We start from the raw sequence: 13,247 nt of genomic DNA, 5'->3' as shown, positions 1-13,247 counted from the left end.
TTTTGCTGTTAAAAATAATAGCGCAACTTAGACCTTTTGTTAATCTAGCTTTAACAGTAGCTTAGCTAGTGTTGTAAGGCGTGATGTCAATGACGTTTAACTGTGCAAACGCGAGCTTGATCACATGAGCAATTTCGAATACTGTGCTATTTTGCTGCGTTGAATTCGGTAGCCGTGATGTTGTAAATTCACGGAAGGATAATTTGAAAAAATAAATCTACCGAAATTCTTACCTTTAACTTGGAAGGATTCATTCACCACAGATGTTGTACCTTTAATTACAATTAGAGGAGCATTTGCTACGGGAAGAAGTAAAATAATATGTTAGAAACCATAGTTAATTTTTTGAATGCGCTACTTTGGGGTAAGTTGTTAGTATATGGACTAGTAGGAGCTGGTCTCTATTTCACCATTAGACTTGCCTTTATTCAGTTAACCCACTTTAAACATTCCATCAAAGTTATGACCATGAGTCGGCAAGGTTGCGATAGCGGTCTTTCTTCATTTCAAGTCTTTTGTACGAGTATGGCAGCCCGTGTCGGTGCTGGTAATATGGCCGGTGTCGCTGTTGCTATTGGTGCAGCGGGTCCAGGTGCGGTATTTTGGATGTGGCTTATTGCTATTTTAGGTATGGCGACAGCTATGGTTGAATCAACCTTAGCGCAGGTTTATAAAGTCCGAGATCATAATGGCCAGTTCCGCGGTGGTCCTTCCTACTACATGGAAAAAGGATTGGGTCAGAAATGGATGGGCATTTTATTTGCTGTCTTTTTGATCATTGCTTTTGGTTTAGTATTCAATGCAGTACAAGCTAACACTATTACCGGTGCCATGGAGCGAGTATTTGGTTTTAATCCAACCTATGTAGGGATTGGGCTAGTTATTGCCAGTGGATTTGTGATTGTCGGTGGTCTACGTAAAGTCGCGCGAGTATCTGAATTTCTTGTCCCCATTATGGCCTTAGCCTACATTCTTGTAGCCTTCATTATCGTTATTTTCAACCTAGAACAATTACCTGCGATTATTAGCTTAATTGTGAAAAGTGCTTTTGGTTGGCAAGAGGCTGCCGCTGGCGGCGTGGCTTATACTGTCGCGCAGGCAATGCAAGCGGGTATTGCTCGTGGACTTTTCTCGAATGAAGCGGGTATGGGCAGTGCGGCGAATGTCGCGGCAAGTGCATCGCCTAACCCTAATCATCCAGCATCCCAAGGTTTTGTGCAGATGATGGGTGTGTTTGCGGATACTATCGTTATCTGTACTGCAACGGCTGCGATAATCCTGCTATCAGGGGATATTGGCTCGAGTGATGATGGGATTCGATTAACCATTAATGCCATGTCTGCACATGTTGGCGACTGGGGTGGCGCATTTATTGCGGTGGCTATTTTCTTATTCTGCTTTACATCCATCATAGCCAATTACTCATACGCTGAAACAAATGTGATGTACTTAATGGGAAATAGTACCAAAGCACTGCCCTTATTCCGTTTGTGTGTGCTTGGCATGGTCATGTTTGGTGCCGTCGCTAAGATAAGTTTAGTGTGGAACTTGGCTGACGTTTCGATGGGATTGATGGCGACGGTAAACATTGTTGCTCTATTACTATTATCGGGTCTGGCAATTCGGGTTATCAATGATTATCGCGAACAGATCAAAGCGGGTAAGACTCCAGAATTCGATCGTAGTAAATTTCCTGAGTTGATGGATCAGCTTGATGATGATATTTGGCAAGATACCAGTCTTGTGCCGGCTAAAAAGCTTTAATTAGCCTAGCGCATCGACAATAGGCATTACTGATTGTTGTAATCGAAAAGACCACGCTGTTAAAGCGTGGTTTTTTTATGCTCGTTCAGTATCATAGGCATATATTTTTGTTTCTGTTGGGAGTTTTTGATGTTGATATTGGTTTCGCCGGCGAAGACTTTAGATTTTGAACAGCCGCCACTGACGCAGGTGTATTCACAACCTGATTTTTTAACTTATAGTCAGGAGTTGATCCAAGTGTGTCGGCAATTGACCCCTACAGACATCGCCACTTTAATGAAAGTGAGCGATAAAATTGCGGGTTTAAATGCGGCACGTTTTGGGGAGTGGCGGCCAGATTTTAGTTTAGATAATGCAAAACAGGCCATTTTTGCTTTTAGAGGCGATGTGTATACTGGCTTTGATGCTGATACATTGTCTGAAGATGAAATTGCTCGAACTCAGTCACAACTACGTATTTTATCTGGACTTTACGGTTTGCTCAGACCGCTGGATTTAATTATGCCTTATCGTTTAGAAATGGGCACGGCACTTTCTAATCCTAAAGGTAAAAACCTATATGAGTTTTGGGGAGATACGTTAACTCAAGCGGTAAATGAAACGCTTGCTGAAACGAGTAGTGATATTATTGTCAATCTTGCATCTAATGAATATTTCAAAGCAATAAAGCCTAAAAAACTTCAAGGGCAATTAATTTCACCCATATTTAAAGATTGTAAAAATGGTCAATATAAAGTGATCAGTTTTTTTGCTAAGCGTGCTAGAGGCATGATGGCGAGATATCTCATTACGCATCAAATTAACACTTTAGATGAATTAAAAGCATTTAATGTTGCTGGTTATTATTATAGTGAAGAGCAGAGTTCCCTAACAAATCCAACGTTTTTACGTGAAGAGCAATAGCGAAATATCGATAAGATGTTAATTGATAGAGAACAGCTAATGCTGTTCTCTATATCATTGATGGCCTATTTTTCAGATTGGGTGACTAAAGGCGTTAATGTCACCGTTGAATTTGCCATGATATAAGCAAATTGTGCGTAGGCGGCGACGTTTTGAGCCAATGCGGCAGGGTCGATTTTATCTAAGGTATCATTCGGTGTGTGATGGTAATCAAAATAATCGTGGCCATCTTGCCTCAAAGATGCAACTGGAACACCTAAGGCGGGGAGCATAGACACGTCTGGCCCGCCTGAAGCTTGGTTATTGCCCAGTGCAACGCCATTGAATGACATAGGGCTGAGCGCTTGCTGTACTTCTGTGAATATGTTCTCATTCACTTTAGTGTCGATTTGATAAATTCTACCGGCCCCCAAATCAGACTCTGCAGCTATGTAGTGCAGCGGTAATTCCGCTTTATGAGCCTCTGCATACGCTTTACCGCCAACGAGCCCAACTTCTTCAGCGGCATATAGCACGACTCTAACAGTGCGAGCGGGTTTTATCACGAGATCTTGAATATGCTTGGCTGCAGCCGTCACAATGGCGACACCAGCGCCATCATCAATCGCGCCAGTACCTTCATCCCAGGAATCTAAATGAGCACCAATGAGCACTATTTCATTGGGCTTACTACTGCCCGTTACTTCGGCAATGACATTGTAAGAAGTATTAAAACCTAAGTTTTTTGGCGACATATGCAATTCGAGCAGGGCATTAGGATCGCGTTTTAGCAATGCACCAACCAAATCAGCATCGGGATTTGACATGGCAGCCGCGGGGATCTTAGGCACGCCATCTTGGTAGTGCATGATGCCAGTATGGGCCATGCGGTCATGATCTGTGCCAATAGAGCGGATCACGATAGCAACTGCGCCTTTTTGTGCTGCAGCGACTGCCCCTTTCGAGCGGCCACCAACGCTTTTACCATAACCTTCACCAGTGATATGGCGCTCTGTTTTTTGGTCAATAAAAACAATCTTACCTTGCACCTCTTCAGGCTTGGCTTGTTGTAATGCCTCTAGGCTATCAAAGCGCGCGATTTTAGCTTGTATACCTCCAGCAGGAGTCGCAATACTGCCACCAAGCGCAGTAATGACCAACGGCTGTTCTACAGGGACGGTGATTTTGGCTTTGGCTTCACCGCGCTCCCAAATTGGCACTTGTACGGCTTCTTTATAAACACGGTCAAAACCAAGGCTGGTCAGTTTATTTATCGCCCAGTTAACGGCGAGGATATCTTTTGGGCTTCCAGCAAGTCTTGGACCCACTTCAACCGTGAGTGACTCGACTAAGTCATAGCTTAATTGCGAAGATAATGCTGCCTGTTGTAATTGAATGACTTCACTAGGGGCAGTTTCTACTTGAGTTTGGCACGCACTTAAACTCCCGATTAAAAGACTCGAGAGAAGTGTAGTTTGATAGGGCTTCATTAGATTTCCTTTATTTTTATTAAGCATGTCCCATTTTTAAAAACAATCTAGCAAAAAGTGTGCTTTATGTCCCGACTATATCCGTAAGGCGACGCTATATTAGCGCAGGGGTTAGTTTTAGGAGAGAAAGTGCGTAATGAATATTGAATTAATGCAGGAGCGAGCCGATCATGCCGTAGTGCTATTAAAGGCACTCGCGAACGAACGCCGTTTATTTATTCTTTGTTATTTATTGAATGAAGGAGAAATGTGCGTTGGCGAAATGAATAAAAAATTAGGCTTAAGTCAATCGGCACTATCACAACACCTTGCTTGGTTACGCAAAGATAATTTAGTAACCACACGCAAAGAAGCGCAAACGGTATTTTATTCACTCAAGAGTGATGAAGTACGGGAGATGATTCACTTATTGAACAACATTTATTGTCATTAATAGTGTTTTTCAGATATAAAAAAACCGGCAATTGCCGGTTTTTTTCATTTGCTATTTTATAGATTAAGCAGCGATTGCTTTGATCTTAGCGTTCAAACGTGCCTTTTGACGAGCGGCTTTATTCTTGTGAATAAGACCTTTAGTCGCCATACGGTCAACGATTGGTTGTGCAACAGCAAAAGCTTCTGTTGCTGTTTTGTGATCACCTGCTTTAATTGCAGCGATTACTTTTTTAACGTATGTACGTAACATTGAGCGACGGCTGGCGTTATGCTGACGACGCTTTTCAGATTGAAGCGCGCGCTTCTTTGCAGACTTGCTATTAGCCAAGGTGCAACTCCTAAAAACTGGATTTGATACTTTTAAAGGCCGAGGAATATGCCTGCATTTAGTCACTTTGTCAATGACTATGATTGAATATTCATCATAAAGATAAATTAATCCAACCTGCCTTGGCTATCTTCGACCCAACTCGTGTAATATGTGGCGCAATTCTAGCAGCTATTACCGCAGTGTGACAGAGCCTGAATCGATTTTTTGAGATGTATCACCTAATCAATTCGATATGGGTCTGGGGGACGTTTGAGTAGAAAATTATTAAAATCTGGCCTGATTGTTAGTGCTATGACATTGATATCCCGAGTTTTAGGTCTAGTTAGGGATGTGGTTGTTGCTAATTTGATGGGCGCAGGGACAAGTGCTGATGTGTTTTTCTTTGCAAATAAAATTCCTAATTTTTTACGCCGTTTGTTTGCTGAAGGGGCTTTTGCACAGGCGTTTGTACCTGTTTTAACTGAGTACCAAGAGAAACATACCGCAGAAGAGACTCGTGATTTATTGAGTAAAGTTGCGGGCACATTAGGTTTACTAGTGACAATAGTGACCCTTTTGGGGGTGGTTGCATCACCTGTGTTGTCAGCTTTATTCGGTGGTGGTTGGTTCATCGCTTGGCTTAACAACGAGCCAGATGGTGCTAAATTTGAACTCGCTACCGTTGTGCTTAAAATTACTTTTCCTTATCTGTGGTTTATCACATTTACGGCATTAGCGGGCTCAATTTTAAATACCCGAGGCCGTTTTGCGGTATCGGCTTTTACACCTGTATTTCTCAATGTGGCAATTATTGCGGCGGCTATTTTCTATGCGCCTACATCGACCCAGCCTGAGATTACCTTGGCTTGGGGCGTTTTTTGTGGTGGTTTGATTCAGTTCCTATTTCAAATTCCCTTTTTATTGCGTGAAAATGCGCTCGTCAAGCCTTCTTGGGGCTGGCATCACCCGGGCGTGGTGAAAATCAGAACTTTGATGATCCCAGCATTGTTTGGCGTGTCTGTCTCACAGATTAACCTGCTATTTGATACATTTATCGCCAGTTTTTTGATGACGGGTTCAATAAGTTGGCTCTATTATGCCGACCGTTTACTCGAATTTCCCTTAGGATTGTTTGGGATCGCGATTGCTACTGTGATTTTACCTGCGCTGTCACGAAACCATGTGAATGACGAAGGTGCGGGCTTTGGCAAGACGATGGATTGGGGGATTAAAGCGATTCTACTGCTAGGTCTACCGGCTATGATGGGATTGATCGTGCTCGCAAAGCCTATGTTGATGGTATTATTTATGCGCGGTGCTTTTTCATTGCATGATGTTGAAATGGCTTCCTATAGTTTGATGGCTTATGGCAGTGGTTTGCTTAGCTTTATGCTGATTAAGGTGCTTGCTCCTGGCTATTACTCTCGTCAAGATACCAAAACACCTGTGCGTTATGGCATTATTGCCATGATCACAAACATGGGCTTTAACTTGCTGTTTGCTATTCCTTTTGGGTATGTTGGACTGGCGATTGCGACTTCGATGTCAGCATTGCTTAACGCCACATTACTATACCGAGGCTTGCATTTAGCTGGCGTTTATCGTGTTTCTAGGCCGACTATGGTGTTTTTTGCTAAAGCCGTGGTCTCTACAGCCTTGATGGTGGTAGTCTTGTATTACTTTTTGCCTTCACAACAAATTTGGTTAGATTGGCATTTGTTCGATCGTGCGAAAGCCTTGATAGGCTTAATTTTAGTTGGGGCAGTCAGTTACTTATTGTGTCTGCTTTTGCTCGGAATTCGTCCTTGGTCAATTAAACGGGGAGCTTGATTGCTGATTCTCATCGCTAGCTGTTATATAATCAGCCGATTTGCGCTTGGCAGTTGTCTAACGTTATGGAATTAATCCGCGGTATACATAACATTTTGTCATCCCACCACGGGTGTGTATTGACTATAGGTAATTTTGACGGCGTCCATCGTGGTCATGCACAAGTGATTGCGAACTTAGTGCAGAAGGCGAAGCAGTTATCGCTGCCATCGACATTAATGACGTTTGAACCTCAGCCGCAAGAATTGTTTAGCGGCGACAACGCGCCGGCTCGTTTAAGTTTATTACGTGATAAAGTTATTTTACTCGATGAACTTGGGGTTGAGCGGTTAGTGTGTGTTAACTTTAATCGCACTTTTGCTAATCAACCTGCAGAGCATTTTATTGAAGAATTGTTGGTCCGCAAACTGGGTGTCAAATACCTCGTCGTCGGTGATGATTTTTGTTTTGGTCAAGGCCGTAAAGGCAATTTTGAAATGCTAGTGCAGGCGGGTATCCAATATGGATTTACTGTGGTCAGCACTCAAAGTTTTATGCTGGGCTCGCAAAGAGTGAGCTCGACTGCTGTGCGTGAACAATTGGCGAAGGGCAATCTTGAACAGGCGAGACGCCTATTAGGACACCCTTTTACCTTGAGTGGTCGTGTAGCGCATGGGCAAAAAATTGGCCGCACAATTGGTTTCCCCACCGCTAATATCGCCTTAAAGCGCAATGTTGTGCCGGTACGCGGTGTGTTTGCGGTTAAATGTTATTGGGATAACAGCGATATTTATGAGGGCGTCGCCAATATTGGGTTTCGCCCGACAGTGAACGGTCAAGTGTGTCAGCTTGAGGTGCATCTTTTTGATTTTGAAGGTGACATTTACGGCAAACATGTTGAAGTCGAGTTGGTAGCTAAACTCCGAGATGAGCAACCTTTTGACTCATTGGATGCGCTAAAAAAACAGATTTTAAATGATGCAAATGAAGCCAGAGCTTTATTTGGTAATGATGCAGGCTGAAATTTATCAGTTTAATTAACGGTATAGGATCAATGAGCGACTATAAATTTACTTTGAATTTGCCGGAAACAGAGTTTCCGATGCGTGGTAATTTGGCAAATCGCGAGCCAGAGATGTTAGAGCGCTGGACAAAAGACGGTTTGTATCAACAGATCCGTGATAGCCGAATTGGCCGTACTCCCTTCATTTTGCATGACGGCCCACCGTATGCGAATGGCAGTATTCATATTGGTCACTCAGTTAATAAAATCCTCAAGGACATTATTGTTAAGTCAAAAACTATGTCTGGTTTTGACGCACCTTATGTACCAGGTTGGGATTGTCATGGTTTGCCTATTGAGCTGAAAGTTGAGCAAAAAGTGGGTAAGCCAGGTCAAAAAATCTCTGCGGCAGAATTCCGTGAAGAATGCCGTAAATACGCTGCAGAGCAAGTTAACGGTCAACGTGAAGACTTTATCCGTTTAGGTGTGCTGGGTGATTGGCAAAATCCGTACTTAACGATGGATTTTTCAACGGAAGCTAATATCGTTCGTTCTTTATCGAAAGTGATTGAGAGTGGTCACTTACATAAAGGCGTCAAACCTGTGCATTGGTGTACTGATTGCGGTTCTGCCTTAGCTGAAGCTGAAGTGGAATACGAAGACAAAACATCACCTGCTATTGATGTGGCGTTTGTGGCTGCCGATAGCAAAGCCGTTGCGGCTAAGTTTGGGGTAAGCGATTACTCACATCCTGTTTCTATGGTGATTTGGACGACCACGCCATGGACGCTACCAGCGAACCGCGCCTTGTCTTTGAGTCCTGAACTGGATTACAGCTTAGTCGAATTCGAAAAAGACGGTGTGACGCAAGCGCTTATTTTAGCTGAAGTCTTGGTTGAATCTTGCCTGACTCGCTATAACATCGAAAGCCATACTGTGCTTGGTACAACCAAAGGCGCTGCGCTTGAGCTTGTCCGCTTTAATCACCCGTTCTTGGATTTTGATGTGCCTGCAATTTTAGGCGATCATGTTACTACTGATGCGGGTACTGGTATCGTTCATACTGCACCGGGTCATGGTCAAGACGACTTTGTTGTTGGTCAAAAGTACGGTTTAGAAGTCGCAAACCCTGTTGGCGACAACGGTGTATACAAGCCTGATACTGAGTATTTTGCTGGGCAACATGTTTTTAAAGCTAACGATAACGTCGTAGCTTTGCTGAGAGAAAAAGGTGCCTTGCTGAATCACGTGGCTTACCGTCACAGCTACCCACATTGCTGGCGCCACAAAACACCAATTATATTCCGCGCGACACCGCAGTGGTTCATCTCTATGGATAACCACGGCCTACGTACGCAAGCATTGAAAGAAATCGAGCAAACCCAATGGATCCCTGATTGGGGACAAAGTCGTATCGAAAAAATGGTTGAAAACCGCCCTGACTGGTGTATCTCACGCCAACGTACTTGGGGTGTGCCTATCACGCTGTTTGTGAACCGAGAAACCGAAGAGTTGCACCCTGATAGCGTGTCGTTAATGGAACGCGTGGCGAATCGTATCGAACAGCAGGGTATTCAAGCTTGGTGGGACCTTGATGCCGCAGAATTGCTGGGTGATGAAGCGGAACAATACCGTAAAGTAACCGATACCTTAGACGTTTGGTTCGACTCAGGTTCAACCTTCTCGTCAGTGGTAGCGGCGCGTCCTGAATTCCACGGACACGGTGTTGACTTGTATCTTGAAGGTAGCGATCAACATCGCGGTTGGTTTATGTCATCTTTGATGATTTCAACCGCAATGAATGGCAAAGCACCGTATAAGCAAGTGCTTACCCACGGTTTTACCGTCGATGGTAAAGGCCGTAAGATGTCAAAATCTATTGGTAACGTGATTGCACCACAAACGGTAACCAACAAATTAGGCGCCGACATTCTGCGTTTATGGGTTGCGGCAACAGATTACAGCGGTGAGATGACGGTTTCAGACGAAATCTTAAATCGCAGTGCCGATGCCTATCGTCGTATTCGCAACACTGCGCGTTTCTTATTAGCCAACTTAAACGGTTTCGAGCCCGCTAAGGATTTAGTGGCCGTTGAAGATATGGTGGCGTTAGATCGTTGGGTTGTTCGCCGTGCCGCTGCGCTGCAACAGGAAATCATCGAAGCCTATGATCAATATAACTTCCATATAGTGACTCAAAAACTGATGCAGTTTTGCTCGGTTGAGTTAGGCAGTTTCTATTTGGATATCATTAAAGACCGCCAATATACGGCTAAGCAAGAAGGCCATGCGCGCCGTAGTTGTCAATCGGCGCTGTATCTGATCTCTGAGGCCATGGTGCGTTGGATTGCGCCAATTTTAAGCTTCACTGCTGACGAAGTATGGCAATTACTGCCTGGCAAGCGTGATGCTTATGTCTTTACCCAAGAATGGTATCAAGGTTTGAAATCAGTCACCTTAGCGACTGATTTGAGCGATGACTATTGGCAGCAGTTACTAACCGTGCGTAATGAAGTCAACAAAGTGATTGAACAAGCGCGTCGTGACAAACGTATCGGTGGCTCATTAGAAGCTGAAGTGACCTTGTTTGCGGATGCTACCTTGACTGAGCAATTAACTCATATCGGCGATGAGTTGAGATTTGTGTTGTTGACCTCTGAAGCCAAAGTATTGCCTTTAGCCGATGCGACATTGGAAGCGGTTGAGACTGAGTTGGCATCACTGAAATTAGTGGTCGCATCAAGCACTGCTGAGAAATGTGAGCGTTGTTGGCACCACAGAGAAGAGGTTGGCACTATTGAGGCTCACCCAACACTTTGTACTCGCTGCGTAACCAATATTGAAGGTGACGGCGAAGTTCGTCAGTTTGCGTAAAGGATCTGTATGCCATTAACTTGGAAAGACAGTGGCTTACGTTGGTATTGGGTAGCTGTATTGGTGTTTTTAGCCGATCAGCTATCTAAGCAATGGGTCTTAGCCAATTTTGATTTGTATGAATCAGTGAAATTATTGCCCTTCTTTAATTTCACTTATGTACGTAACTATGGTGCAGCTTTTAGTTTTTTAAGTGAAGCTGGAGGTTGGCAGCGCTGGCTGTTTACGATTGTTGCGATTGGATTCAGTACGTTATTGACTGTGTGGTTGCGTAAGCAATCGTCTTCTTTGTGGAAACTGAATCTAGCTTACACCTTAGTGATTGGTGGTGCTTTAGGTAATTTAGTCGATCGATTGATGCATGGTTTCGTGGTTGATTTTATCGATTTCTTCTGGAATAAGAGCCATTATCCAGCATTCAATATTGCCGACGCTGCTATTTGTGTCGGTGCAGTGCTGATTATTTGGGATGCATTTGTAAGCGATAAGTCTGAAGCTGATAGCGCTGAAGGGGTTAAAAAGTGACTGTGACACGTTCATTATTATGCCACATGAACATTGTGCTTGCTGATGGCTCAACTGCCGATAGCACTAAAGCCTCGGGTAAACCGGCTCGATTAAATGTGGGTGATGGTACTTTAAGTCCTGCATTTGAGGCGCAGCTGGTGACGCTTGCTGAAGGTGATAAGCACAGTTTCACGCTTGAAGCGATTGATGCCTTTGGCGAATCCAATCCTGATGCTATCCATTATCTAGATCGAAGCCGTTTTCCGGCTGACATGAGTTTAGAGGCTGGCGTGATTGTGAGTTTTGCAGGCCCTGGTGGTAGTGAGATCCCAGGTATTGTCCGTGATGTTGCGGGTGATTCCATCACAGTCGATCTTAATCATCCTCTGGCAGGACACAAGATCACTTTTGAACTGGACGTAGTAAAGGTATTTTAAGATGAAACTCGATCCTACTAGCCCAAGTTTAAACATTATGCTCGCTAACCCGCGAGGTTTCTGTGCGGGTGTTGATCGTGCTATCAGTATTGTTGAACGGGCGTTGGAATTATTTTCGCCGCCTATTTATGTTCGCCATGAAGTCGTGCATAACCGCTATGTCGTGCAGAATCTGAAGGATCGCGGTGCGGTTTTTGTCGAAGAGTTAGATCAAGTGCCGGATAACAACATTGTTATCTTCAGTGCCCATGGTGTATCTCAAGCGGTGAGACAAGAAGCTAAGGCGAGAGGGCTGAGAGTCTTTGATGCGACGTGTCCTTTAGTGACTAAAGTACATCTTCAGGTGACGCGTGCCAGCCGCAAAGGTATTGAGTGCATCCTGATTGGCCATGAAGGGCACCCTGAAGTCGAGGGTACTATGGGTCAATACGATAATCCTAATGGTGGAGTTTATCTGATTGAATCGCCTGCTGATGTTGAAGCTTTGGAAGTGCGCGATCCCAATAATCTCTGCTTCGTGACACAAACTACTTTGTCTGTAGATGATACTTTGGACATTATTGTTGCGTTACAGAAAAGGTTTCCCTCTATAGAAGGTCCGCGAAAAGACGATATTTGTTATGCAACGCAGAATCGTCAAGATGCGGTACGCAATTTATCTGCAGACGTTGATTTATTGATTGTTGTTGGCTCAAAGAACAGCTCTAACTCTAATCGTTTACGCGAGCTAGCATTGAAAACAGGAACCCAGTCTTATCTAGTGGATACTGCAGATGATGTTGAGTCTAGTTGGTTTGATAATGTTACACGTGTAGCCGTCACCGCTGGAGCTTCAGCCCCCGAGGTTTTAGTCCAACAAGTGGTTCAAGCAATCGCTAAACTTGCTCCTAGTGTTGTGACTGAAGTTGAAGGGCGTAAAGAAGACACTGTTTTTGCTGTGCCAGCCGAATTACGTTAAATCTGTGTACTGTTTAATCGTCAATAAAAAAGAGGCTATAAGCCTCTTTTTTATTGTCTCAAATTCATTCAAAGCATAATGATGTCAATGCTTATGTGCTAATGTTACTGGCTACTTACATTTTACTCATCTATTATTAACTGTTGGTAGTTTTTATCGTAATACTAAGATTTTTAAAGGTAAATAGCTGAAAAGCTTGTCAAAAATATGACTAAAATCGAAAGGTTGACACAAAGGGAATTTCAACGAGGCTTCTCATTAATTGAAGTGCTTGTTGCGTTAGTGATCTTAGTCATTGGCTTAATTGGTATTTTTAATCTGCATATTGTTGCAAAGCGTGGCAGCTTTGAATCCTTTCAGCAAACTCAAGCCTCCTATTATGCAAACGATATAATTAATCGAATGAAGCTGAATAGAGCGCAGCTGGGTAATTACGCTGGTGAGTATACTGGCTCTCTTAATAAACCAGGCAATGTTTGTGACGTTGCTGTTGGCGCAGTGAGTATATGTACTCCAGAAGAGACTGAAGCTTGGGATCTTTACCAGTGGGAACAGAGTTTTATGGGGGCTGCCGAAGTTATGGATAGCCAGAATGTTGGTGGGTTAGACTCTCCAACAGCTTGCATTAATGTAGATGGTTCAACTGTAACGGTCTCAATTGCGTGGAGAGGGATCCGAGAGGGCGCGGGTACAAGTTATTCTGGGAGTGAATGTGGAGAAGATATTGGTACGCGTAGGCGGCTTTTTATTCTTTCGACAATGATTATTTAGGTTAACT

At 43.7% G+C, this 13,247-nt stretch carries 12 protein-coding genes; 10 read left to right on the top strand and 2 right to left on the bottom strand.

The genetic code is table 11. The features are described from left to right. Positions 1-321: 321 nt before the first annotated feature. On the top strand, positions 322-1,764 hold the full coding sequence (locus tag L5L94_RS01985; RefSeq protein ID WP_028760928.1) for an alanine/glycine:cation symporter family protein: 1,443 nt from the start codon (positions 322-324) through the stop codon (positions 1,762-1,764). A gap of 129 nt (positions 1,765-1,893) precedes the next feature. Then, entirely contained in the window at positions 1,894-2,667 is a 774-nt protein-coding gene (gene yaaA / locus L5L94_RS01980) for a peroxide stress protein YaaA (RefSeq protein ID WP_263160900.1), read from the top strand. 65 nt (positions 2,668-2,732) lie between these two features. On the opposite strand, the gene L5L94_RS01975 is transcribed toward yaaA, so the two are convergent. Beyond that, positions 2,733-4,136 carry a M28 family metallopeptidase gene (locus L5L94_RS01975; protein ID WP_263160899.1) on the bottom strand — a complete coding sequence of 468 codons (1,404 nt, stop codon included), beginning with the start codon at positions 4,134-4,136 and terminating at the stop codon, positions 2,733-2,735. 136 nt (positions 4,137-4,272) lie between these two features. Between L5L94_RS01975 and L5L94_RS01970 the strand changes: the two genes are divergently transcribed. Then, positions 4,273-4,569, top strand: coding sequence for an ArsR/SmtB family transcription factor (locus tag L5L94_RS01970; RefSeq protein WP_006084975.1), 297 nt, complete (start codon positions 4,273-4,275; stop codon positions 4,567-4,569). Positions 4,570-4,632: 63 nt separating this feature from the next. Here L5L94_RS01970 and rpsT read toward each other — a convergent pair whose 3' ends face one another. Further along, positions 4,633-4,899 carry a 30S ribosomal protein S20 gene (rpsT, locus tag L5L94_RS01965; protein WP_011790375.1) on the bottom strand — a complete coding sequence of 89 codons (267 nt, stop codon included), beginning with the start codon at positions 4,897-4,899 and terminating at the stop codon, positions 4,633-4,635. Between the two features lie 252 nt (positions 4,900-5,151). Between rpsT and murJ the strand changes: the two genes are divergently transcribed. The 7 genes from murJ (at position 5,152) to pilV (ending at position 13,240) form a co-directional block, all read left to right on the top strand. Continuing rightward, positions 5,152-6,711, top strand: coding sequence for a murein biosynthesis integral membrane protein MurJ (gene murJ / locus L5L94_RS01960; protein WP_105249941.1), 1,560 nt, complete (start codon positions 5,152-5,154; stop codon positions 6,709-6,711). 65 nt (positions 6,712-6,776) lie between these two features. Beyond that, complete coding sequence (ribF, locus tag L5L94_RS01955) at positions 6,777-7,712, top strand: bifunctional riboflavin kinase/FAD synthetase (protein WP_105249940.1); 936 nt, start codon at positions 6,777-6,779, stop codon at positions 7,710-7,712. A 32-nt stretch (positions 7,713-7,744) separates the two neighbouring features. Then, entirely contained in the window at positions 7,745-10,567 is a 2,823-nt protein-coding gene (gene ileS, locus L5L94_RS01950; protein WP_263160898.1) for an isoleucine--tRNA ligase, read from the top strand. A gap of 9 nt (positions 10,568-10,576) precedes the next feature. Further along, a complete protein-coding gene (lspA, locus tag L5L94_RS01945) occupies positions 10,577-11,092 on the top strand; it encodes a signal peptidase II (RefSeq protein ID WP_028760922.1) in 516 nt (171 codons plus the stop codon). Next, positions 11,089-11,511, top strand: a complete 423-nt coding sequence (gene fkpB, locus L5L94_RS01940) for an FKBP-type peptidyl-prolyl cis-trans isomerase (RefSeq protein WP_028760921.1) — start codon at positions 11,089-11,091, stop codon at positions 11,509-11,511. Before lspA ends, fkpB begins: the two co-directional genes overlap by 4 nt. A gap of 1 nt (position 11,512) precedes the next feature. After that, positions 11,513-12,469: a 4-hydroxy-3-methylbut-2-enyl diphosphate reductase gene (ispH, locus tag L5L94_RS01935; protein WP_028760920.1), complete on the top strand. Its 957-nt coding sequence runs from the start codon at positions 11,513-11,515 to the stop codon at positions 12,467-12,469. 183 nt (positions 12,470-12,652) lie between these two features. Beyond that, positions 12,653-13,240 (top strand): type IV pilus modification protein PilV, encoded by a 588-nt coding sequence (gene pilV / locus L5L94_RS01930; RefSeq protein ID WP_263160927.1) that lies wholly within the window; start codon positions 12,653-12,655, stop codon positions 13,238-13,240. The last annotated feature ends 7 nt before the right edge of the window (positions 13,241-13,247 follow it).

It is taken from the genome of Shewanella sp. SM21, assembly GCF_025654335.1.
GTDB lineage: Bacteria > Pseudomonadota > Gammaproteobacteria > Enterobacterales > Shewanellaceae > Shewanella > Shewanella oncorhynchi.
Note: the sequence above shows the minus strand (reverse complement) of the source record. Positions and strands in the feature narration are given on the sequence as shown.